The organism is Providencia xihuensis, assembly GCF_041953405.1.
Taxonomy (GTDB): Bacteria; Pseudomonadota; Gammaproteobacteria; order Enterobacterales; family Enterobacteriaceae; genus Providencia; species Providencia vermicola.
On record NZ_CP169565.1, the window covers coordinates 3,439,624 to 3,461,922 of the forward strand.

The following is a 22,299-nucleotide window of genomic DNA, read 5'->3' on the forward strand; positions in this document are numbered from 1 at the left end:
AGGGCATAGTATTCATAAGTATTACTCAGCCTCTTTTTATCTCTTGAACGATTATACCGTTCACCAAGCGAAGGGTTATCTTTATGGGTTTAGTGAGTCAGTTAGAATCTTTATTCAGGCCAAAATCAATTGTGGTCATTGGCGCCTCTGAAAACCCGAGCCGTGCAGGTTCGGTGATGATGAAAAACCTTCTCACCAGCGGCTTTAAAGGGCCGATTCTCCCAGTTAATCCAAATCGTAGCTCCGTCTTGGGGGTACTGGCCTATCCCTCTATTGACAAGCTTCCACTCAAACCTGACCTTGCGGTAATTTGTACACATCATTCGAGAAATATTACTTGTTTACAGCAACTTGGTGAAGCTGGCTGCAAAGTTGTCATTATCTTATCATCCCCTTCCATTCAATTTAATGAATTAAAAAAGGTGGCTCAGCAATACCAAATTCGGCTTTTAGGCCCTAATAGCTTAGGCTTTTTAGCGCCATGGCAAGGTTTAAATGCCAGTTTTTCTCCTATTCCAATACTCAAAGGCAAACTAGCTTTTATTTCCCAATCTGCGGCAGTTTCTAATACTGTGCTTGATTGGGCAAGGCATCGTGATATCGGTTTTTCCTATTTTATCGCTCTGGGTGATAGTATCGATATTGATATTGATGACTTACTGGATTACTTAGCCCGCGATAGCAAAACCAGTGCAATTTTGCTTTACCTTGAAAACATCAGTGATGCACGACGCTTTTTATCGTCATCACGCAGTGCATCACGTAACAAGCCTATTCTCGTCATAAAAAGTGGTCGAACACGCAAAGCCCAAGAGCTTTTAGGGGAAAAACCCAGCTTGGATGCCGCCTATGATGCCGCTATCCAACGCGCGGGGCTATTACGGGTGCAAGATACTCATGAAATGTTTTCTGCAGTTGAAACACTAAGCTATATGACCCCACTACGGGGTGAACGTTTATCAATCATGAGCAATGGTGCCGCGCCTGCAGCCATGGCACTGGATGAACTTTTACAGCGTAATGGTAAGCTGGCCAAACTCAGTATTGAAACCGAAAATGAACTCAGTGCCCTGCTTCCACTTGACCTCTCTACACAAAATCCGATTGACTTGGGTGATGATTCCACAGTAGATCGCTACATTAACGTATTAAACAAAATGCTCGATAGCCATGATCATGATGCTCTTTTATTGATCCATACCCCCAGCGCGATCACTGAAAGCAAGTCCATGGCAGAAAAAATCATTAAAACCATCAAGCAACACCCTCGAGGAAAATGGCTGACGATATTAACCAATTGGTGTGGTGAATATTCATCCCAAGAATCCCGGCGTTTGTTTAGTGAAGCAGGGATCCCAACTTACCGCACTCCTGAAGGTGCCATAACTGCTTACATGCATATGGTGGAATACCGACGCAACCAAAAACAATTAAAAGAAACACCAGCACTGCCTGTGGGCATCACTGCCAATACACAGCAAGCGCATGAATATATTCAACAAGCATTAAAAAATAACAACTTACATTTAGATACGCATGAAGTTCAACCTATTTTAAAAGCTTATGGGCTACATAGCTTACCCACTTGGATTGCCCACTCAAGTGATGAAGCGATTGAAATTGCTGAGAAAATTGGTTACCCCGTTGCTTTAAAACTGCGTTCTCCCGATATTGTGCATAAATCAGAAGTTCAAGGTGTTATGCTATATCTGAGAAACTCGAAAGAGGTTGAAGATGCCGCAAAAGCGATTATTGAACGTGTCTCCACCAATTTTCCAAACGCTCGCATCGAAGGTTTATTAGTACAAAGCATGGCAAACCGTGCTGGCGCCCAAGAATTACGTATTGCTGTAGAATTAGACCCCGTATTTGGGCCATTGATAATGCTAGGCGAAGGGGGAATTGAGTGGCAACAAGAAAGCCAAGCTGCTGTCGCGTTACCCCCACTAAATATGGCACTCGCGCGTTATCTTGTTATTAACGCAATCAAAGGTTATAAAATTAAATCGCGCAGTGCATTAGAACCGTTAAATATCCCAGGGCTCTCAAGCTTATTAGTCAGAGTCTCAAATTTAATCATCGATTGCCCTAATATTACACGTTTAGACATTCACCCATTACTCGCCTCTGGCGATGAATTTACCCTGCTGGATGTCTCCATGACACTCAGCCCAAGTGATAGCGCAACAACCTCTAGGCTTGCTATTCGCCCTTACCCAAGTGAATTAGAAGAAACCATTCATTTAAAAGATGATTTAAGCTGCTTATTACGCCCAATACTTCCCGAAGATGAACCACTATTGAAGTCTTTTATCGAGCAGGTCACAAAAGAAGATCTCTATTATCGGTATTTTAGTGAAATCAGCGAGTTTACCCATGACGATCTCGCCAATATGACCCAAATAGACTACGACCGTGAAATGGCCTTTGTCGCAGTAAAAAGCCAAAGTTCCACCCCTGAAATTATTGGTGTTGTTCGTGCAATGGCAGATCCTGATAATCAAGAGGCTGAATTCGCAGTATTAGTACGCTCCGATATGAAAGGGCAAACACTGGGCTATCAGTTGATGCAAAAACTGCTTAACTATACCCGCGGTCATGGCATCAAAAAATTAACCGCAATCACCATGCCTGAGAATCGTAATATGATCAGCTTGGCCAAAAAATTGGGGTTTGAGGTTGAAGTACTATTTGAAGATGGTGTTGTAAACCTCACTCTTCATCTTTAACAACGCAGGGATGTGTCGCATAACCTGTATGGAAATTAAACAGATATGCAATTTATTCTAAATGGTTTGACTAAATATGCTATCATCCCTAGATCATTCGCTTAAAAATGTGCGCAAAGCGATTTGCTATTGGACTAATAAGAGAAAATTCACACTGTGATGTTGTCAAAATTAAAACAAGCAAAGCATCAACAATATTTGGTAAGTTTACCTAAACTCTCTCAAGATGTTGATGATGTCAAAACGCTATATAAGACAGAAGATTTTCGTGATGAACTGCTTAAACAAATTTCTCTCGCTGAAAATACTATCTACATTACGGCTTTGTATTTAGAGAAAGATGACGCAGGTAAAGACATTCTTCATGCGCTGTATGCGGCAAAACAAGCTAATACATCATTAGATATCAAGATTCTCGTCGATTGGCATCGGGCTCAACGAGGGCGCATTGGTGCAACCGCAAATTCCACCAATGCAGATTGGTATTACGATGTCTCACAACATTATCCAAATGTCGACATCCCTATCTATGGTATTCCAGTCAATACTCGGGAAGCTTTAGGTGTCTTACATCTAAAAGGCTTTCTTTTTGATGATACCCTATTGTATAGCGGTGCAAGTATCAATGATGTGTATTTACAACGACATGAAAAATATCGTTATGACCGATATCACCTTATTAAAAACAGTCAGCTAACCGCATCAATGCGAAAATTTATTGATGACTCTTTATTACCCGCTGATGCCATTCATCGTCTAAATACAGAAACGCGCCCTAAAACCGCTGAATTTAAGCACCTAATAAAACAATTCCGCTTAGGGCTGCGCGGGTCTTCTTACCAATTTGTCGGTAATGCATCAAATGATGAATTATCCGTAACACCTTTTGTTGGCTTAGGTAAGAAAAACGATCTCAACCGAGTGATCACCCACCTAATGGGCTCAACCAGCGATAAGCTAACTATTTGTACGCCGTATTTTAACCTTCCTGCTGTATTAGTACGGATCATCAGCCGATTACTACGTGATGGTAAACATGTAGAAATTATTATTGGCGATAAAACGGCTAACGATTTCTATATTCCACCTGAAGAGCCTTTCAAAATTATTGGGGCACTTCCTTATCTATATGAAATCAACTTACGCCGCTTTGTTAGTCGCTTACAGCGCTTTATTGATAGCAAACAGCTGACAGTAAGGCTTTGGAAAGACGGTGACAATACTTATCATTTAAAAGGTATGTGGGTCGATAATCAATGGCAATTGATTACGGGTAATAACTTAAATCCGCGAGCATGGGGCTTAGATCTGGAAAATGCAGTCTTAATTCACGATCCTAAGCAACAACTTCAAGATCAACGCCATCATGAATTAGAATGTATCCGCACTCATACAAAAGTCGTTAATCACTACAGGGAATTAGATAGCATTCAAACCTACCCTGTTAAAGTGAAGAAGCTAATTCGTAGGCTACGACGCATACGTGTAGATCGGCTCATCAGTCGTATTTTATAAATTTTCAACAAAGCGTCACTTTAAAGTGGCGCTTTTCAATTTAGGTGACTGGTAATGATCCCTAGTATCATAAGAACATTAATCATTTGCTCGCTAATGTTATCAACAACAGCATGCAGTGGTTTCCATTGGTCTAATGATAACTGGAAAGGTAAAGACAAAGCGCAGCATTTTGCATTCTCCGCGGCGATGGCTGCGGCAGGTAATGCTTATGCAGACAGACAAAATATGTCACATCGTCATGCCGCTCAATTTGGTCTGTTATTTTCTATTTCACTTGGTGCTGCGAAAGAACTCTATGATAGCCGCCCCGAAGGAACGGGTTGGAGCTGGCACGACTTTGCCTATGATGTAGCAGGATCCGTCGCTGGTTATACTTTATACCAATCTCTTAAGTAATCCTTATTCTCAATATCATCCCCTCTATTGCTATTAATACTTCGTCCATCATCGAAGTATTAATTAATGAAAAGTTTATATTTACGCTTTCTACATTAAGGAGAATTCTATGATTGCGGTGATCTTTGAAGCTATTCCAATCCCTGAGCAAAAAACGCGTTATTTTGAACTTGCTGCTGAATTAAAATCTGAACTAGTAAACATTGAAGGTTTTATTTCGGTTGAGCGTTTTCAAAGTATCACCACTGAAGGAAAAATTTTATCGCTGTCTTGGTGGGAAAATGAAGCCGCTGTGATGGAATGGAAACGTCATTTTATGCACCAAAGTGCGCAAAATGAAGGGAAAAAATCCGTTTTTTCTCATTATCGCATTCGAGTTTCACAGACCATAAGGGATTATTCCTTCGATAAAGAGGATAACTACAATGTATGATATTCATGTCATTATTGAAAACCAAGTGGGTACATTAGCATTACTCGCGACAACTTTAGGCCAACATGGTGTTGGTTTAGAAGGTGGCGGGGTATTTTCTGTCGAAGGAAAAAGCCATGCGCATTTTTTAATCACACAGCCTGAAGAAGCTAAAAAGGCACTAGCTAAAGCTGGCATACAAGTAGAAAGCATTTCACAGCCTGTAATTCGTAAGCTAAAGCAAGAACGGCCAGGGGAGCTTGGTGACATAGCACAGTGCCTAGCAAACCACCAAATTAATATCCTAATTCAATATAGTGATCATCATAACAGGCTAATACTTATAACTGACAACAATGAATTAGCCTCAGAAGTAACTAAAAAATGGGATATCCCTAATGATAAAAAACAAAATTAACCAACCCATTGATGAAAATGAGCATTTAGAAAAATCCATTTCAAAAGTTGCCTCCGCTATTGCTGACTCGTCAAGGGTCAGCATTCTCTGCGCTTTAATGGATGGTAGAGCTTGGACAGCGACAGAGTTAAGCGCTGCAGCAAACATTGCACCTTCAACAACCAGTGCTCACCTAACGAAACTTTTGAATAACCACTTAATTAGTTGTTTGTCTCAAGGCAGACACCGTTATTACCGGCTTGCAGGATCGGACATTGCTGAATTGCTGGAAATATTAATGGGGGTTTCGATGAAGCTAGAATATCAGGCTCCAATCTCGACCCCTATTCATTTAAGAAAAGCGCGTACTTGCTATGACCACTTAGCGGGGGAAATAGCAGTTCAGATTTATGATTTTATGGATAAAAATGGCTGGTTTACATCTAAAGAAAATAAATTATCAATGATTGGTATTGAGCAATTTCACAACCTCAATATCAATATTCCAATGCACACTAAACGCAAAATGGCGTGTGCTTGCCTAGATTGGAGTGAAAGACGTATGCACTTAGGTGGAAGCGCAGGTGCTGCATTATTACACGCTTTTGAGCAAAACGAATGGATAGTAAAAACAGCAGGCTACCGTGAGGTTACGTTTACGACAAGTGGCAAAAAAGCTCTAAAACGCATTTTTGGCATTGATATCGTATAAACTTCATCACTAGAGACGTATATAACTTTTACGTTTCGCTATATTGTTCTAATACACCAAGTGGTGAGTGATTATTCGCAGTCTTATGCGATGTGGGTATACTTCCATAATTCTATGCGTTGCTCACTACTTTGTACTCCTCAACTGTATTCATTTAAATGATAAACTTAACAAACGGTATTCAGTAAGCCGTTCCCACTGTCATCCAAAAAAATAAAGTCCCAAGCTGCTACTCGCGTATTTTATATCTGAAATTACACTCACTGAATTAATAGCTTAGTTATAACACCTTGTCCTCTGGTGTCATCCCACTGTTTCCATAACGATGTGAGTTGTTACTCACTACTTTATACCTTGTCGTTACATTCACTATAGCGATAACTGCGGCGGTCTAGAAAGATCGGTATAAATCGCTAACATAATTAAATGCACGAACTATTTTCACTACTTTAAATTAATAGCGAATATTTTTATGACCAGTTTATTTAATCGTGAAACAGTTCGATAAAGATTATGGAATTACTAATATAAAGCTATTTAAGATAGGATTTTTAAATAAACATATAAAACAAAAACCCCGTGATTTTCATCACGGGGTTTCGATAAGTGGCGGAACGGACGGGACTCGAACCCGCGACCCCCTGCGTGACAGGCAGGTATTCTAACCAACTGAACTACCGCTCCACTTATTCTTTTTGCCTTTCGGCAGCTTACTGCTATTGAGCAATAAACTTTTAATTAATGTCTGGCAGTTCCCTACTCTCACATGGGGAGACCCCACACTACCATCGGCGCTACGGCGTTTCACTGCTGAGTTCGGCATGGGGTCAGGTGGGACCACCGCGCTATTGCCGCCAGACAAATTCGGTTCGTTCCCGTTCAGCGCTTTTCTTCGCTAAACCAGAACATCAATCTTGAACAAGCTGCTGTGTCCGTCACCTTTCGGCTTCTCACGCATATTCGAAAACTATCTCGTCTCTCTAAAACACCTTCGGTGTTGTCAGGTTAAGCCTCACGGTTCATTAGTATTGGTTAGCTCAACGTATCGCTACGCTTACACACCCAACCTATCAACGTCTTAGTCTTAAACGTTCCTTTAGGACCCTTAAAGGGTCAGGGAAGACTCATCTCAAGGCAAGTTTCCCGCTTAGATGCTTTCAGCGGTTATCTTTTCCGCACTTAGCTACCGGGCAATGCCATTGGCATGACAACCCGAACACCAGTGGTGCGTCCACTCCGGTCCTCTCGTACTAGGAGCAGCCCCTTTCAATCTTCCAACGCCCACGGCAGATAGGGACCGAACTGTCTCACGACGTTCTAAACCCAGCTCGCGTACCACTTTAAACGGCGAACAGCCGTACCCTTGGGACCTACTTCAGCCCCAGGATGTGATGAGCCGACATCGAGGTGCCAAACACCGCCGTCGATATGAACTCTTGGGCGGTATCAGCCTGTTATCCCCGGAGTACCTTTTATCCGTTGAGCGATGGCCCTTCCATTCAGAACCACCGGATCACTAAGACCTACTTTCGTACCTGCTCGAGCCGTCACTCTCGCAGTCAAGCTGGCTTATGCCTTTGCACTAACCGCATGATGTCCGACCATGCTTAGCCAACCTTCGTGCTCCTCCGTTACTCTTTGGGAGGAGACCGCCCCAGTCAAACTACCCACCAGACACTGTCCGCACCCCGGATAACGGGGCAACGTTAGAACATCAAACATTAAAGGGTGGTATTTCAAGGTTGGCTCCACGCAGACTGGCGTCCACGCTTCAAAGCCTCCCACCTATCCTACACATCAAGGCTCAATGTTCAGTGTCAAGCTATAGTAAAGGTTCACGGGGTCTTTCCGTCTTGCCGCGGGTACACTGCATCTTCACAGCGAGTTCAATTTCACTGAGTCTCGGGTGGAGACAGCCTGGCCATCATTACGCCATTCGTGCAGGTCGGAACTTACCCGACAAGGAATTTCGCTACCTTAGGACCGTTATAGTTACGGCCGCCGTTTACTGGGGCTTCGATCAAGAGCTTCTCCTTACGGATAACCCCATCAATTAACCTTCCAGCACCGGGCAGGCGTCACACCGTATACGTCCACTTTCGTGTTTGCACAGTGCTGTGTTTTTAATAAACAGTTGCAGCCAGCTGGTATCTGCGACTGGCTTCAGCTCCATGGGTAAACCACTTCACCTAATGCCAGCGTGCCTTCTCCCGAAGTTACGGCACCATTTTGCCTAGTTCCTTCACCCGAGTTCTCTCAAGCGCCTGAGTATTCTCTACCTGACCACCTGTGTCGGTTTGGGGTACGATTAATGATAATCTAGAGCTTAGAGGCTTTTCCTGGAAGCGGGGTATGAGCTACTTCGCCACCGTAGTGACTCGTCATCAGACCTCAGCATATAGTGAACCGGATTTGCCTAATTCACCTGCCTACATCCTTAAACCGGGACAACCGTCGCCCGGCCAGCCTAACCTTCTCCGTCCCCCCATCGCAATTATCACCAGTACGGGAATATTAACCCGTTTCCCATCGACTACGCATTTCTGCCTCGCCTTAGGGGTCGACTCACCCTGCCCCGATTAACGTTGGACAGGAACCCTTGGTCTTCCGGCGTGCGGGTTTTTCACCCGCATTATCGTTACTTATGTCAGCATTCGCACTTCTGATACCTCCAGCATACCTCACAGTACACCTTCACAGGCTTACAGAACGCTCCCCTACCCAACAACATCTAAATGTCGCTGCCGCAGCTTCGGTGCATAGTTTAGCCCCGTTACATCTTCCGCGCAGGCCGACTCGACCAGTGAGCTATTACGCTTTCTTTAAATGATGGCTGCTTCTAAGCCAACATCCTGGCTGTCTGAGCCTTCCCACTTCGTTTCCCACTTAACTATGACTTTGGGACCTTAGCTGGCGGTCTGGGTTGTTTCCCTCTTCACGACGAACGTTAGCACCCGCCGTGTGTCTCCCGTGATAACATTCTTCGGTATTCGTAGTTTGCATCGAGTTGGTAAGTCGGGATGACCCCCTAGTCGAAACAGTGCTCTACCCCCGAAGATGAGTTCACGAGGCGCTACCTAAATAGCTTTCGGGGAGAACCAGCTATCTCCCGGTTTGATTGGCCTTTCACCCCCAGCCACAAGTCATCCGCTAATTTTTCAACATTAGTCGGTTCGGTCCTCCAGTTAGTGTTACCCAACCTTCAACCTGCCCATGGCTAGATCACCGGGTTTCGGGTCTATACCCTGCAACTCATTCGCCCAGTTAAGACTCGGTTTCCCTACGGCTCCCCTATACGGTTAACCTTGCTACAGAATATAAGTCGCTGACCCATTATACAAAAGGTACGCAGTCACACCCTAAAGGGTGCTCCCACTGCTTGTACGTACACGGTTTCAGGTTCTATTTCACTCCCCTCGCCGGGGTTCTTTTCGCCTTTCCCTCACGGTACTGGTTCACTATCGGTCAATCAGGAGTATTTAGCCTTGGAGGATGGTCCCCCCATATTCAGACAGGATAACACGTGTCCCGCCCTACTCGTCGAGTTCACAACACTAACACCTTCGGATACGGGGCTATCACCCTTTACTGCCAGCCTTTCCAGACTGTTCTCCTGATGCTAATGCTGATTAAGACTCTGGGCTGCTCCCCGTTCGCTCGCCGCTACTAGGGGAATCTCGGTTGATTTCTTTTCCTCGAGGTACTGAGATGTTTCAGTTCCCTCGGTTCGCCTCGTTTGACTATGTATTCATCAAACGATAGTGCAACGAATTGCACTGGGTTTCCCCATTCGGATATCGTCGGTTATAACGGTTCATATCACCTTACCGACGCTTTTCGCAGATTAGCACGTCCTTCATCGCCTCTGATTGCCTAGGCATCCACCGTGTACGCTTAGTCGCTTAACCTCACAACCCGAAATTGTTTCAACGTTCACTTTACTGTCATGGCTGTGCGTGGTGAACTTCTTCGTTGGGCAGTGCTCGCCATGCTCACGTACCTATGTACGCTGCGCTGGCTGTGCGCTGTCCGCCTTGAATTTCACACTGCTCGCGCATGCCGCTCGAGTTAGTGACCGAAAATTTCAGGTCTGAAATTTTGAGAGACTCTCACATTGTTTAAGCGATAAACAATGTGCGTTGTTTTCAATTTTCAGCTTGTTCCAGATTGTTAAAGAGCATAATTATTCGCAATAGACTATTTGACTAATCTATTCTGAATAATCAGAAAAATTTATGGTGGAGCTAAGCGGGATCGAACCGCTGACCTCCTGCGTGCAAGGCAGGCGCTCTCCCAGCTGAGCTATAGCCCCATAAAGGTTTTTTTAGTATCGATTAATCTCCTGATAAGATTCTTTCTTACTCGGAGGTCTTTTTTCTTAGGCAAGGCGTGGATTAGCGACGTTTACTTTTGGGTAAACAAGCTGAACCATAACGCAGCATAAGAGAAAAGTGGTAGGCCTGAGTGGACTTGAACCACCGACCTCACCCTTATCAGGGGTGCGCTCTAACCACCTGAGCTACAAGCCTATCGATACCGCACTTTAATTTCATCAGACAATCTGTGTGAGCACTTCACAAAAACACTTCAATGGTAAGGAGGTGATCCAACCGCAGGTTCCCCTACGGTTACCTTGTTACGACTTCACCCCAGTCATGAATCACAAAGTGGTAAGCGCCCTCCCGAAGGTTAAGCTACCTACTTCTTTTGCAACCCACTCCCATGGTGTGACGGGCGGTGTGTACAAGGCCCGGGAACGTATTCACCGTAGCATTCTGATCTACGATTACTAGCGATTCCGACTTCATGGAGTCGAGTTGCAGACTCCAATCCGGACTACGACGTACTTTATGAGTTCCGCTTGCTCTCGCGAGGTCGCTTCTCTTTGTATACGCCATTGTAGCACGTGTGTAGCCCTACTCGTAAGGGCCATGATGACTTGACGTCATCCCCACCTTCCTCCGGTTTATCACCGGCAGTCTCCTTTGAGTTCCCGACCGAATCGCTGGCAACAAAGGATAAGGGTTGCGCTCGTTGCGGGACTTAACCCAACATTTCACAACACGAGCTGACGACAGCCATGCAGCACCTGTCTCAGAGTTCCCGAAGGCACCAAAGCATCTCTGCTAAGTTCTCTGGATGTCAAGAGTAGGTAAGGTTCTTCGCGTTGCATCGAATTAAACCACATGCTCCACCGCTTGTGCGGGCCCCCGTCAATTCATTTGAGTTTTAACCTTGCGGCCGTACTCCCCAGGCGGTCGATTTAACGCGTTAGCTCCGAAAGCCACTCCTCAAGGGAACAACCTTCAAATCGACATCGTTTACAGCGTGGACTACCAGGGTATCTAATCCTGTTTGCTCCCCACGCTTTCGCACCTGAGCGTCAGTCTTTGTCCAGGGGGCCGCCTTCGCCACCGGTATTCCTCCACATCTCTACGCATTTCACCGCTACACATGGAATTCTACCCCCCTCTACAAGACTCTAGCTGACCAGTCTTAGATGCCATTCCCAGGTTAAGCCCGGGGATTTCACATCTAACTTAATCAACCGCCTGCGTGCGCTTTACGCCCAGTAATTCCGATTAACGCTTGCACCCTCCGTATTACCGCGGCTGCTGGCACGGAGTTAGCCGGTGCTTCTTCTGTCGGTAACGTCAATCGTTGATGATATTAGCATCAACGCCTTCCTCCCGACTGAAAGTACTTTACAACCCTAGGGCCTTCTTCATACACGCGGCATGGCTGCATCAGGCTTGCGCCCATTGTGCAATATTCCCCACTGCTGCCTCCCGTAGGAGTCTGGGCCGTGTCTCAGTCCCAGTGTGGCTGATCATCCTCTCAGACCAGCTAGGGATCGTCGCCTAGGTGAGCCATTACCTCACCTACTAGCTAATCCCATATGGGTTCATCCGATAGCGCAAGGACCGAAGTTCCCCTGCTTTGCTCCTTAGAGATTATGCGGTATTAGCTACCGTTTCCAGTAGTTATCCCCCTCTATCGGGCAGATCCCCATACATTACTCACCCGTCCGCCGCTCGTCAGCGGGAAGCAAGCTTCCCCTGTTACCGCTCGACTTGCATGTGTTAGGCCTGCCGCCAGCGTTCAATCTGAGCCATGATCAAACTCTTCAATTAAAAAGCTTGATGCTCAAAGAATGTTTACTGTCGTATGTCTTCTTACGAAAACATATTACCTATTAGTTCATATATATGAATTAACGTGTTAGTCACTCTTCAAGACTTAAAATCAAATATTTTTTTGATAGTGTCCTGTGAGTGCCCACACAGATTGTCTGATAAATTGTTAAAGAGCGTTGCAGCATTTCGTCGTGAAATTGACCTTCTGGGTCGTTGCTGCGAGGAGGCGTATAATACGTTTTCCTCCGTGAGAGTCAAGCAATTTTTTGCTTTTTCTTTTCAGAATCTCTCGCTGCCGTTTCAGTGTTCACCGCGCTTTGCGTTGTCTTGTTCCCGGTCAGTGGATGCGCATTATAGGGAGTCAGAAAAATCTGGCAAGTGTTTTTTTAAAACTTTTTTCTGACTGCTCGCTTATCACCCAAAATGACTATTTTTGATTCTTTTTAGCGTTGCTGGCAGGTCTGCAATGCTATTAATCACGAAATCGGCACTATTCATTGCTTCTTCTGTCACAGGTTCGCCACTTTTAACTAACACTGTCGCCCCAACGTTTGCTGCTTTACCTGCTAAAATATCTGCGAGTTTATCACCGACCATTATAGAAGCTGCCATATCTATATTTAAGAAAGACTGAGCATCTAATAGCATGCCAGGTTTTGGTTTACGGCAATTGCAGTCTTGCTGATACTCTTCAACATCTGACTCAGCGTGATGTGGGCAGAAATAAATGCCGTCTAGGTCAACACCACGATCTGCAAGTGACCAGTCCATCCATTCGGTTAATTGCATAAACTGGTCTTCGGTATAAATGCCACGACCAATACCCGATTGATTTGTGACAACCACTAATGCATAACCCATTTTTTTTAATTCCAACATGGCTTCAATAGCGCCTTCAATAAATTCGAAGTCATCTATTTTATGTACATAGCCATGATCGATATTAATTGTTCCGTCTCTGTCTAAAAAGACTGCTGGTATCCCGTTACTCACCTGTTTACTCCTCAAACCAAATATCTTTTTAGTATCTCACGAAAAGAAATGAAATGAGAATAGAATAAATCGCACAATCTTTGTTGACTTAGACGTCTAGACGCCTTAACATCCAACCATATTAGATACACTATCTAAAGAACAATTCAGATAAAAGTTAGAAAACATAAATGATAAAGCTCTCAAATATAAATAAAGTTTTCCAGCAAGGAAGCCGTAGCATTCAAGCGCTGACTGATATTAGCTTGCATGTACCTGCTGGTCAGATATATGGCGTTATTGGTGCTTCAGGCGCAGGTAAAAGTACGTTAATTCGTTGCGTAAACATGCTAGAGCGCCCAACGTCAGGCCAAGTTGTTGTTGATGGGCAAGATTTAACATTAATGACAGAAAAAGCGTTGACGAGAGCACGCCGCGGTATTGGCATGATTTTCCAACATTTTAACTTATTATCTTCGCGCACTGTTTTTGATAACGTGGCACTGCCACTGGAACTCGACAATACGCCCAAAGAAAAAATTAAAGAACGTGTTGATGAGCTATTAGAGTTAGTCGGTTTAAGTGAAAAGAAAGATGCTTACCCTGCTAATTTATCGGGTGGGCAAAAACAACGTGTTGCAATCGCGCGTGCTTTAGCTAATTCACCCAAAGTTTTATTGTGTGACGAAGCGACTAGCGCATTAGACCCTGCAACAACGCGTTCCATTTTAGAACTATTAAAAGACATTAACCGTCGTTTAGGGTTAACCATCTTATTAATCACTCACGAAATGGATGTCGTAAAACGTATTTGTGACCAAGTCGCAGTGATTAGTGGTGGTCAATTAATTGAACAAGATAAAGTGAGCGAAGTGTTCTCTCACCCGAAAACACCTGTTGCACAGGCTTTTATTCAGTCAACATTAATTATTGATATTCCAGATGACTATAAAGAGCGTATGAGTACAGAGGCAGGTAAAGATTTATCGCCATTAGTGAAATTAGAATTTACAGGTCAATCCGTTGATGCGCCGCTAATTTCGATGGCAGTACGTAAGTTTGATATTGATATTAATATTTTAAGCTCTCAGATTGATTACGCAGGCGGCGTAAAATTTGGTGTGATGCTAGCTGAGCTGCATGGCATTAATGGTGGTGTTGAGTCCACAATTGAATTTTTGAAAGAGCACCACGTGAAAGTAGAGGTTTTGGGTTATGTCTGAGAGAATGATTTATTTGCTGATTAACGGCACCATCGACACTATCACAATGACCTTTGTTTCTGGCTTTTTAGGCTTTGTTTTAGGCTTACCATTAGGTGTTTTACTTTATATTACGCGTAAAGACCAAGTGATGGAAAATGTCGGTTTATATCGTGCACTTGCCGTTATAATTAATATTTTCCGTTCAGTACCATTTATTATTTTACTCGTTTGGATTATTCCATTAACGTCATTTTTAGTGGGTACAACCATTGGTTTAAAAGCCGCGATCGTCCCTTTAACCATTGGTGCTGCGCCATTTATTGCACGTATGGTAGAGAATGCGCTATTAGAAATTCCAAGTGGTTTGATTGAATCAGCACGTGCCATGGGGGCAACGCCTCTTCAGATCATTCGTAAAATATTGATCCCTGAAGCAATGCCAAGCCTGATCAATGCTGCAACCATTACCTTAATTATGTTAGTCGGTTATTCAGCAATGGGCGGCGCAGTGGGAGCGGGTGGTTTGGGTCAAATCGCGCTGCAGTATGGTTATCAAACCTATAACCCTGTTGTGATGAATACCGTGATTGTTCTTCTTGTCATTTTAGTAAACGCAATCCAGTTTGGTGGCGAGTACTTAATGAAAAAAGTTTCACATCGATAGTCAGTAAAATAGCGGCGCCATTAGGGTGCTTATAAAGTCAGTATGAAAGGGGTACTACCAATGTCTATTAAGTTAAAATCTATCGCAGTTGTCGGCGCGCTATTAGGCACACTCGTTTTAGCGGGTTGTGGCGAAAAAGAAAAAGATGCTAACAGCATTAAAGTTGGTGTGATCATGGGCAAAGAGTTAGAAGTTGCTGAAGTCGCACAGAAAGTTGCTAAAGAAAAATACGGTTTAGATGTTGAGCTAGTTTCATTTAATGATTTCGTATTGCCAAACGAAGCATTAAGCAAAGGCGATATCGATTTAAACGCCTTTCAACACAAGCCATACCTTGATCAACAAATTAAAGATCGTAATTATAAGTTAGTGCCAGTTGGCAATACTTTTATTTACCCAATTGCTGCTTATTCTAAAAAAATCAAATCTGTTGATGAATTAGCTGATGGCTCACAAATCGCATTACCGAATGACCCAACAAACTTAGGTCGTTCTTTACTGCTACTGCAACAACAAGGTTTAATTAAACTAAAAGATGGCACAGGCTTAATGCCTACTGTTCTGGATGTTGTTGAGAATCCAAAAAATCTGAAATTTGTTGAACTAGAAGCGCCACAGTTACCACGCGCACTTGACGACCAAAAAATTGCTTTAGCTATCATCAACACCACTTGGGCAAGCAGCGCTACACCTAAACTGACGCCAGCAAAAGATGGTTTATTTGTTGAAGATAAAGATTCTCCGTATGTGAATATTATTGTTGCCCGTGAAGACAATAAAGATAACGAAAATGTAAAGAAATTTATCCAAGCTTATCAATCAGATGAAGTTGCTAACAAAGCTAACGAAGTCTTTGATGGTGGTGCAGTTAAAGGCTGGTAATCTTTTTTATTATTAAAAAAACGATTAAAATACCAGATGGCTCCGTGCCATCTGGTATTTTTTGCAATTTATAGACTATAAAAATAACGATATTTTATTGAATCATATAAGAAAGGTAATAACTTATGAGACTGTTATTGCTCACCTTAGTAGCGTTTACGTTAGCTGGGTGTGGGATTAACCAATACACGAGTCCAGGGGCAAACAAAGGTTTCACGAGTATGAAATTGTCTAAGCCTGTGCCGAGTGTGACTGAAGAACCAGAAACAGCAAATGTTAAATTAATGAATAGCCCTGAAGAACTCCTAGGGATGCCTTTCAAAGATTTAGGTATTGTTTCTGGCGAGTCTTGCAGAGAAAGCGTTCAAAGCCCCCCTGCAAATCTAAATACAGCGAAAAACAGTATGTTATCACAAGCTGCTTTTATCGCTGCTGATGCCGTCCTTTTGCACCAATGCCAGACAATGACCGCTCCTGGTTGTTATCAAGCAACGATTTGTGAAGGTAGCGCATTAAAAATTGTTGAATAACCGTCATATGCAATCTTTTCAATTTGATACTATTGGTCATATCGAATCACCATATAAAGAAAAGTTTGCCATCCCGCGCCAACCTGGGCTTGTTCCAGGTGGTGTAGGACGTCTACACCTCCATCCCCCTTTCAATGATGCGAATACCGTTCGTGGCTTAATGCAGTTTAGTCATATCTGGGTAATTTTTGTTTTTCATCAAACAATGAAAGGCGGCTGGAAACCATTAGTTCGTCCACCTCGTCTCGGTGGTAATGATAAAATGGGTGTGTTTGCAACTCGTTCAACATTTAGACCAAATCCAATTGGTATGTCCCTTGTTGAATTAAAAGGGGTTTCTATAAAAAACAACCAAGCTATACTCGAGCTTGGTAGCCTGGATTTGGTTGATGGTACTCCTGTGATTGATATAAAGCCTTATTTACCTTTTGCTGAGGCAATACCAGAGGCTACCGCGGGATATGCACAGGCTGCACCTTCAGATAATATGCAGGTTATATTCACGCCAGCCGTTGAAAATCAATTAGTGTCTTATCAACACCAATACCCTGCGCTAAAACAATTTATTGAACAAATTTTGATGCAAGACCCTCGCCCTGCGTATAAAAAACAATCTACTGAAATTCGTGACTATGCGGTTCATTTATTAGATTTTAATATTCGTTGGCGAGTATTTAATGGTGTGACTGAAGTATTCGCTATCGAACCCTATGAAAAAACGTGTTAACCCCTTTTGGCGAGTCTCAGTCACTGGTAGACTAGCTCTCTATATACTTTGGTAAGCAAGCGGCTTGCCATAATTTGTTGTTCTAATGGAACCTATACAATGCGTACTAGCAAATATCTGCTCTCAACTCTAAAAGAGACCCCTGCGGATGCAGAAGTTATCAGCCACCAGCTGATGCTGCGTGCAGGAATGATCCGTAAACTTGCTTCTGGTCTGTATGACTGGTTACCCACAGGCGTGCGTGTTCTGCGTAAAGTCGAAAACATCGTCCGTGAAGAAATGGAAAATGCAGGCGCTATCGAGGTATCTTTACCCGTCGTTCAGCCCGCAGATTTATGGCAAGAAAGTGGACGTTGGGAACAGTATGGCCCTGAGTTGCTGCGTTTTGTTGACCGTGGTGAGCGCCCATTTGTCCTTGGTCCAACCCATGAAGAAGTGATCACTGATTTAGTGCGTAACGAAATCACATCTTATAAACAACTGCCATTGAATTTATTCCAAATTCAAACCAAATTCCGTGATGAAGTTCGCCCGCGTTTTGGCGTCATGCGTTCACGCGAATTTATTATGAAAGATGCATACTCTTTCCACATTAGCCAAGAATCATTGCAAGAAACCTATGATGCAATGTACGAAGCATATAGCAAAATTTTCACGCGTATTGGCTTTGATTTCCGAGCGGTTCAAGCGGACACTGGCTCAATCGGCGGTAGTGCATCTCACGAATTCCAAGTGTTAGCGAAAAACGGTGAAGATGACGTTATTTTCTCCACTGAGTCTGACTATGCCGCAAATATCGAATTTGCCGAAGCATTAGCACCAACCTCGCCACGCGGGGCACCAACCGAAGAGCTTCGTTTAGTCGATACACCAAATGCAAAAACAATTGCTGAGTTGGTTGAGCAATTTAACTTACCTGTTGAGAAAACAGTTAAGACTCTCATTGTTCATGCCGAAAAAGATTCAGGTCATACGTTAGTGGCACTATTAATCCGCGGTGATCATGAACTGAATGAAGTTAAAGCTGAAAAACATCCTTTAGTCGCTAGCCCACTTGAGTTTGCAACAGAAGCTGAGATCAGAAATGCAGTGAATGCAGGCCCAGGATCACTAGGCCCGATCAATATGCCACTACCGATTGTTATCGATCGCAGTGTTGCAGTAATGAGTGACTTTGGTGCAGGTGCAAATGTTGATGGTAAACACTACTTTGGCATCAACTGGGAACGTGATTTAGCATTGCCTGAAGCTTATGATTTACGCAATGTCGTCGAAGGCGATCCAAGCCCAGACGGTAAAGGTGTACTACAAATTAAACGTGGTATCGAAGTTGGTCATATTTTCCAATTAGGTACCAAATACTCAGAAGCGATGAAAGCATCTGTACAGAACGAAGAAGGCCACAACCAAATCGTCACCATGGGTTGTTATGGTATTGGTGTAACACGTATCGTCGCCGCAGCTATTGAGCAAAGCCATGATGAACGTGGGATTATTTGGCCAGATGCAATTGCACCTTTCCAAGTTGCAATTTTGCCAATGAACATGCACAAATCTTACCGCGTTAAAGAAGTCGCTGAAAAACTGTATGCAGACTTAAAAGCAAACGGCATTGATGTGATTTTTGATGACCGTAAAGAACGCCCAGGTGTGATGTTTGCGGATATGGAGCTGATTGGCGTTCCATACACTATCGTGATTGGTGACCGTAACTTAGATAACAACCAGATTGAATATAAATCACGCCGCAGTGATGATAAAGAATTGGTTGGCTTAGAAAATGTCGTTAGTTTCCTTAAAGGTAAGCTCGGCAAATAAGTTAGGTTAAAAGCCAAAAAATAGAGCCCAAATTCCAGTCATATTGAATTTGGGCCTTTTTCTTTAAATATCTCGGTAGGAACCAACTTTAAAACCACGTGCTATTATTTGTGATTTTAAATTTTCCGATGTTAATACTTCTAGCTCATTTAAACGTGGATAAGCGTAGTTGCTTTTTAATAACGCATTATCAATAAAAGCGGGATGACTCATGACCTCAATAGAATGATGGCCCTGTGCTTTGGCTTCATCAATAATCTTCAAAAACAATGCTTCTGAAATTTCATCACCATAAAACTCACTACTGAAACAGTCAGTGCTTGCCACTTGATATGACAATGGCGGCCAATTTTTTTCTAATTGGCGGTCTACACGCAATGCAACTCCCTGTTCTTGTGCAAAACCCACGACTATTGGGAAAATTCCTTCAATCATATGCACGTGATGATGGCTATCAATATGGCTGGGCTTTTGGCCAAAAATTTCAATAAATTTGTGATATTGCAGATTCAGTTCTTGTTCAATCTCAGACAAAGGCAAATCATTAATATCGATATCCCACAGCCATTTACCCAACATTCCATCACGGCTGAGAGTCGGCATTGATGAAAAAGGCTTACCTGCCGTTAAAACAAAATGCATTCCCACCGCTAAATTCGGATTTTCATGACTTAATTTAGCCGCATGGGATATGGCAGGCATATTCATCATTGCACTCGTGGAATTAACAACCCCATTACGATGAGATTCAATAATCCCGTAATTAACGGCTTCACATAATCCAAAATCATCAGCATTCACAATAAGTAATGAAGCCATTTGTTCTCCCTTAATTCTATAAGCTATTTAACTCATTAACCTTCCTGCTCAATTTGTTGTATTGCTTTCGCAAAGTTCGGCAGGTATTTTTTATGGGCGATAAGTAGTTCTTTCGAAATTAAACGCGCATCATTATCGGAGTGAATTAACGGGTTCAAATTCATCGCCAGTAATACATCATTAAACTGACCATTGACTGCGGCTTGGCTAGTAGCAACTTCAAAGTTTTTTAAGGTATAAATTAAGCCAAGTACTTTATCATCAAAATGCGTTACTCGTGGGTGCGGTTTCGCACCATCACGCCCAAGTAGGCAAGTCATTTCCACCGTCCAATCTTCAGGAATATTATCAATTTGCCCCTGATGTGGGATATTAACGTAATGCTCCGTATTTTTATCGTTATAGATCGCGTTAATGACTTCACAAGCTGCATCCGAATAATAAGCTCCGCCACGTAACTCAAGCTCTTTAGGTTTCACATCAAGTGATGGATCCTTATAAAGTTCAAATAGCCGATGCTCTACTTTTTGCACGATTTGAGCTCGAGCCCCACCTTTATAATATTCACCAAGCTCGATAGCTAACATTTCTTTTGGTTTAAAGTAATACAGTAAATAAGAACAAGGGATCAGATTTAAGCTGCGAATTAGCCCTTCGTCAAACGCAAGGTCAGTGATGTTTTTTACTGAGTTGGCACTTAACGTACCTGACGCAATACCATCTAATAGCTCATCAAAACGAGAAACTCCATTAACAATCACATCTTTGATAAAAACCATATGGTTTAAACCGAATAAGTCGATGGATAACTCATCGTTATCTGACAGATTAAGAACATCTGTAATAAACATTTTCATGCCAATCGGTATATTACACACACCAATAAAACGCTTAAAGTTAGTGTGCCGGTAAACCGCTTCTGTCACCATCCCTGCTGGGTTAGTAAAGTTAATCACCCATGCATTAGGGCAGATTTCTTCCACATCTTTAATAATGTCAAAAATAACTGGAATTGTACGCAGCCCTTTAAATAATCCACCAGCACCATTGGTTTCTTGGCCTAAATAACCATGTTTTAATGGAATAGACTCATCTAATTCACGAGCTTTTAATTGGCCGACCCTTAATTGCGTAGTCACAAAATCAGCATCTTTAAGTGCTTCTTTACGATCCAATGTCTTCACTATTTTTAATGGAATGTTTGCATGTTTAACCATGCGTTCGCATAAATCAAAAATAATCTCTAATTTTTCTTTGCCTTCCTCAACATCCACCAACCATAACTCAGTGATCGGAAGTTCATGGTAACGTTTAATAAAACCTTCGAGTAATTCAGGTGTATAGCTACTACCGCCACCAATCGTGACAACTTTTAACTTCTGAGTCATATTAACCTCATAGAACCTTATACAATAGACATAGAAAGACACACCATCTTTATTAGAAAAGATGGTTATGCTTGAATTTTTTAATTAAGAACGTTTTGAAGCTTAGTTTAATTAATGCTAATTAACCCACCATTTTCTGCTCAACACTGTATAAATTTTTACGATAATCACTCGGCGTCAGTGAGGTTGATTCTTTAAATTTTTTCACAAATAAACTTGGGCTACTGTAACCAGACTCAAATGCAATATCGGTAATCGAATAGTTGGTAATTTCTAATTGTTTTTTAGCAAAATTAATTCTGATATCGTTAATAATTTGCATTGGTGTTTTACCATAAAAACGTTTTGTCGCCCGCGTTAGATACTCTTGTGATTTCCCCGTCATAGTGATCATATTTTGTAGCGCACTTTCACTGAACATCGCAATATCATGCATGTCTTCAAGTGTGTTTTTAAGCCATTGAGGAGCATCGTCTTGCAGGTTTTTTTCACGAAAATGACGTAATCGATTGACGACATTAAACGTGACTAATTCAATAAACTCATTAAATTCGCTATCTCTGAAATTTAAAGAGGCGATGACGGACTCAATATAAGCCATAAATTCATTTTTTAGTGGGTAGCTTTGTGATGCAACAAAACAGCTTGGCAATAATGGCAAATAATGTTTATCAAAAAATGATTTGCTAATTCCAACATTTAATATTCTAGTTGGACCAAAGTCATAAGCACTTTCGTGATATGAACCAATAGGTAAAAAAACAAAATCCCCGCGCTCTAATAATATCTTCTTTCCATTAATAAATTGGTAACAACGACCCGTTAATACAATCGTATATTCATAATAGTCGTGTTGATGCAGTCCACTTGCACTCTCAACTTTATTATAAATAAAGACATGAAAGGTTTTATTGTTAAACAGTTCACTTTCTTGAACTAATTTAATTTCAGCATTAGTGTCGGTTCTATTCATCAGTGTCTGCATCATTATCC

General features: G+C 42.5%; 16 protein-coding genes, 3 tRNA genes and 3 rRNA genes. 12 read left to right on the forward strand and 10 right to left on the reverse strand.

The window, feature by feature from the left end; genetic code table 11:
- The first annotated feature begins 92 nt into the window (after positions 1–92).
- From ACE2AL_RS15500 to ACE2AL_RS15525, 6 genes are all read left to right on the forward strand, one after another.
- A complete protein-coding gene (locus ACE2AL_RS15500) occupies positions 93–2,729 on the forward strand; it encodes a bifunctional acetate--CoA ligase family protein/GNAT family N-acetyltransferase (RefSeq protein WP_206085471.1) in 2,637 nt (878 codons plus the stop codon).
- Positions 2,730–2,888: 159 nt separating this feature from the next.
- On the forward strand, positions 2,889–4,244 hold the full coding sequence (gene pssA / locus ACE2AL_RS15505; protein ID WP_272539835.1) for a CDP-diacylglycerol--serine O-phosphatidyltransferase: 1,356 nt from the start codon (positions 2,889–2,891) through the stop codon (positions 4,242–4,244).
- Positions 4,245–4,298: 54 nt separating this feature from the next.
- Positions 4,299–4,643, forward strand: coding sequence for a YfiM family lipoprotein (locus ACE2AL_RS15510; protein ID WP_272539834.1), 345 nt, complete (start codon positions 4,299–4,301; stop codon positions 4,641–4,643).
- A 109-nt stretch (positions 4,644–4,752) separates the two neighbouring features.
- The gene (locus ACE2AL_RS15515) at positions 4,753–5,076 is read left to right on the forward strand and encodes an antibiotic biosynthesis monooxygenase (protein WP_206085236.1); all 324 of its coding nucleotides are present in this window, start codon (positions 4,753–4,755) and stop codon (positions 5,074–5,076) included.
- Positions 5,069–5,473, forward strand: coding sequence for an amino acid-binding protein (locus ACE2AL_RS15520; protein WP_206085235.1), 405 nt, complete (start codon positions 5,069–5,071; stop codon positions 5,471–5,473). Before ACE2AL_RS15515 ends, ACE2AL_RS15520 begins: the two co-directional genes overlap by 8 nt.
- Positions 5,454–6,164 carry a helix-turn-helix transcriptional regulator gene (locus ACE2AL_RS15525; protein WP_272574306.1) on the forward strand — a complete coding sequence of 237 codons (711 nt, stop codon included), beginning with the start codon at positions 5,454–5,456 and terminating at the stop codon, positions 6,162–6,164. Before ACE2AL_RS15520 ends, ACE2AL_RS15525 begins: the two co-directional genes overlap by 20 nt.
- A gap of 607 nt (positions 6,165–6,771) precedes the next feature.
- Here ACE2AL_RS15525 and ACE2AL_RS15530 read toward each other — a convergent pair.
- The 7 genes from ACE2AL_RS15530 to gmhB form a co-directional block, all read right to left on the reverse strand.
- Positions 6,772–6,848: transfer RNA gene (locus ACE2AL_RS15530), tRNA-Asp, on the reverse strand.
- A gap of 59 nt (positions 6,849–6,907) precedes the next feature.
- Positions 6,908–7,023: ribosomal RNA gene (gene rrf, locus ACE2AL_RS15535) — 5S ribosomal RNA — on the reverse strand.
- Between the two features lie 142 nt (positions 7,024–7,165).
- A 23S ribosomal RNA gene (locus tag ACE2AL_RS15540) occupies positions 7,166–10,072 on the reverse strand.
- Between the two features lie 328 nt (positions 10,073–10,400).
- Positions 10,401–10,476: transfer RNA gene (locus tag ACE2AL_RS15545), tRNA-Ala, on the reverse strand.
- Positions 10,477–10,616: 140 nt separating this feature from the next.
- A tRNA-Ile gene (locus tag ACE2AL_RS15550) sits at positions 10,617–10,693 on the reverse strand.
- A 65-nt stretch (positions 10,694–10,758) separates the two neighbouring features.
- Positions 10,759–12,298: ribosomal RNA gene (locus ACE2AL_RS15555) — 16S ribosomal RNA — on the reverse strand.
- The 16S, 23S and 5S rRNA genes sit together here with 3 tRNA genes alongside, the layout of an rRNA operon.
- A gap of 417 nt (positions 12,299–12,715) precedes the next feature.
- Positions 12,716–13,294 carry a D-glycero-beta-D-manno-heptose 1,7-bisphosphate 7-phosphatase gene (gene gmhB / locus ACE2AL_RS15560; protein WP_375083666.1) on the reverse strand — a complete coding sequence of 193 codons (579 nt, stop codon included), beginning with the start codon at positions 13,292–13,294 and terminating at the stop codon, positions 12,716–12,718.
- A gap of 170 nt (positions 13,295–13,464) precedes the next feature.
- Between gmhB and metN the strand changes: the two genes are divergently transcribed.
- The 6 genes from metN (at position 13,465) to proS (ending at position 19,099) form a co-directional block, all read left to right on the forward strand.
- Positions 13,465–14,496 carry a methionine ABC transporter ATP-binding protein MetN gene (metN, locus tag ACE2AL_RS15565; protein WP_206083775.1) on the forward strand — a complete coding sequence of 344 codons (1,032 nt, stop codon included), beginning with the start codon at positions 13,465–13,467 and terminating at the stop codon, positions 14,494–14,496.
- A complete protein-coding gene (gene metI, locus ACE2AL_RS15570) occupies positions 14,489–15,142 on the forward strand; it encodes a methionine ABC transporter permease MetI (protein ID WP_206083774.1) in 654 nt (217 codons plus the stop codon). Before metN ends, metI begins: the two co-directional genes overlap by 8 nt.
- Positions 15,143–15,202: 60 nt before the next feature.
- Positions 15,203–16,024 (forward strand): MetQ/NlpA family lipoprotein, encoded by an 822-nt coding sequence (locus tag ACE2AL_RS15575; RefSeq protein WP_206083773.1) that lies wholly within the window; start codon positions 15,203–15,205, stop codon positions 16,022–16,024.
- Between the two features lie 125 nt (positions 16,025–16,149).
- Positions 16,150–16,554: an Rcs stress response system protein RcsF gene (gene rcsF, locus ACE2AL_RS15580; RefSeq protein ID WP_206083772.1), complete on the forward strand. Its 405-nt coding sequence runs from the start codon at positions 16,150–16,152 to the stop codon at positions 16,552–16,554.
- Positions 16,555–16,561: 7 nt separating this feature from the next.
- Entirely contained in the window at positions 16,562–17,281 is a 720-nt protein-coding gene (gene tsaA, locus ACE2AL_RS15585; protein ID WP_206083771.1) for a tRNA (N6-threonylcarbamoyladenosine(37)-N6)-methyltransferase TrmO, read from the forward strand.
- A gap of 99 nt (positions 17,282–17,380) precedes the next feature.
- Positions 17,381–19,099, forward strand: coding sequence for a proline--tRNA ligase (gene proS, locus ACE2AL_RS15590; RefSeq protein ID WP_206083770.1), 1,719 nt, complete (start codon positions 17,381–17,383; stop codon positions 19,097–19,099).
- Positions 19,100–19,162: 63 nt separating this feature from the next.
- Here the strand turns inward: proS and chbG are convergent, their stop codons facing one another.
- From chbG to chbR, 3 genes are all read right to left on the reverse strand, one after another.
- Positions 19,163–19,918, reverse strand: coding sequence for a chitin disaccharide deacetylase (gene chbG, locus ACE2AL_RS15595; RefSeq protein ID WP_272539780.1), 756 nt, complete (start codon positions 19,916–19,918; stop codon positions 19,163–19,165).
- 35 nt (positions 19,919–19,953) lie between these two features.
- Positions 19,954–21,306 (reverse strand): 6-phospho-beta-glucosidase, encoded by a 1,353-nt coding sequence (locus ACE2AL_RS15600; protein WP_272539781.1) that lies wholly within the window; start codon positions 21,304–21,306, stop codon positions 19,954–19,956.
- A gap of 121 nt (positions 21,307–21,427) precedes the next feature.
- Positions 21,428–22,294 carry a transcriptional regulator ChbR gene (gene chbR / locus ACE2AL_RS15605; RefSeq protein WP_353166858.1) on the reverse strand — a complete coding sequence of 289 codons (867 nt, stop codon included), beginning with the start codon at positions 22,292–22,294 and terminating at the stop codon, positions 21,428–21,430.
- Between the last annotated feature and the right edge of the window lie 5 nt (positions 22,295–22,299).

What these genes read in the sequence shown, in the direction of transcription:
- pssA (WP_272539835.1), top strand. Translation starts at nt 2,889, where the DNA reads ATGTTGTCAAAATTAAAACAAGCAAAGCATCAACAATATTTGGTAAGT.
- ACE2AL_RS15510 (WP_272539834.1), top strand. Translation starts at nt 4,299, where the DNA reads ATGATCCCTAGTATCATAAGAACATTAATCATTTGCTCGCTAATGTTA.
- ACE2AL_RS15515 (WP_206085236.1), top strand. Translation starts at nt 4,753, where the DNA reads ATGATTGCGGTGATCTTTGAAGCTATTCCAATCCCTGAGCAAAAAACG.
- ACE2AL_RS15520 (WP_206085235.1), top strand. Translation starts at nt 5,069, where the DNA reads ATGTATGATATTCATGTCATTATTGAAAACCAAGTGGGTACATTAGCA.
- ACE2AL_RS15525 (WP_272574306.1), top strand. Translation starts at nt 5,454, where the DNA reads ATGATAAAAAACAAAATTAACCAACCCATTGATGAAAATGAGCATTTA.
- metN (WP_206083775.1), top strand. Translation starts at nt 13,465, where the DNA reads ATGATAAAGCTCTCAAATATAAATAAAGTTTTCCAGCAAGGAAGCCGT.
- metI (WP_206083774.1), top strand. Translation starts at nt 14,489, where the DNA reads ATGTCTGAGAGAATGATTTATTTGCTGATTAACGGCACCATCGACACT.
- ACE2AL_RS15575 (WP_206083773.1), top strand. Translation starts at nt 15,203, where the DNA reads ATGTCTATTAAGTTAAAATCTATCGCAGTTGTCGGCGCGCTATTAGGC.
- rcsF (WP_206083772.1), top strand. Translation starts at nt 16,150, where the DNA reads ATGAGACTGTTATTGCTCACCTTAGTAGCGTTTACGTTAGCTGGGTGT.
- tsaA (WP_206083771.1), top strand. Translation starts at nt 16,562, where the DNA reads ATGCAATCTTTTCAATTTGATACTATTGGTCATATCGAATCACCATAT.
- proS (WP_206083770.1), top strand. Translation starts at nt 17,381, where the DNA reads ATGCGTACTAGCAAATATCTGCTCTCAACTCTAAAAGAGACCCCTGCG.
- chbG (WP_272539780.1), bottom strand. Translation starts at nt 19,918, where the DNA reads ATGGCTTCATTACTTATTGTGAATGCTGATGATTTTGGATTATGTGAA.
- ACE2AL_RS15600 (WP_272539781.1), bottom strand. Translation starts at nt 21,306, where the DNA reads ATGACTCAGAAGTTAAAAGTTGTCACGATTGGTGGCGGTAGTAGCTAT.
- chbR (WP_353166858.1), bottom strand. Translation starts at nt 22,294, where the DNA reads ATGATGCAGACACTGATGAATAGAACCGACACTAATGCTGAAATTAAA.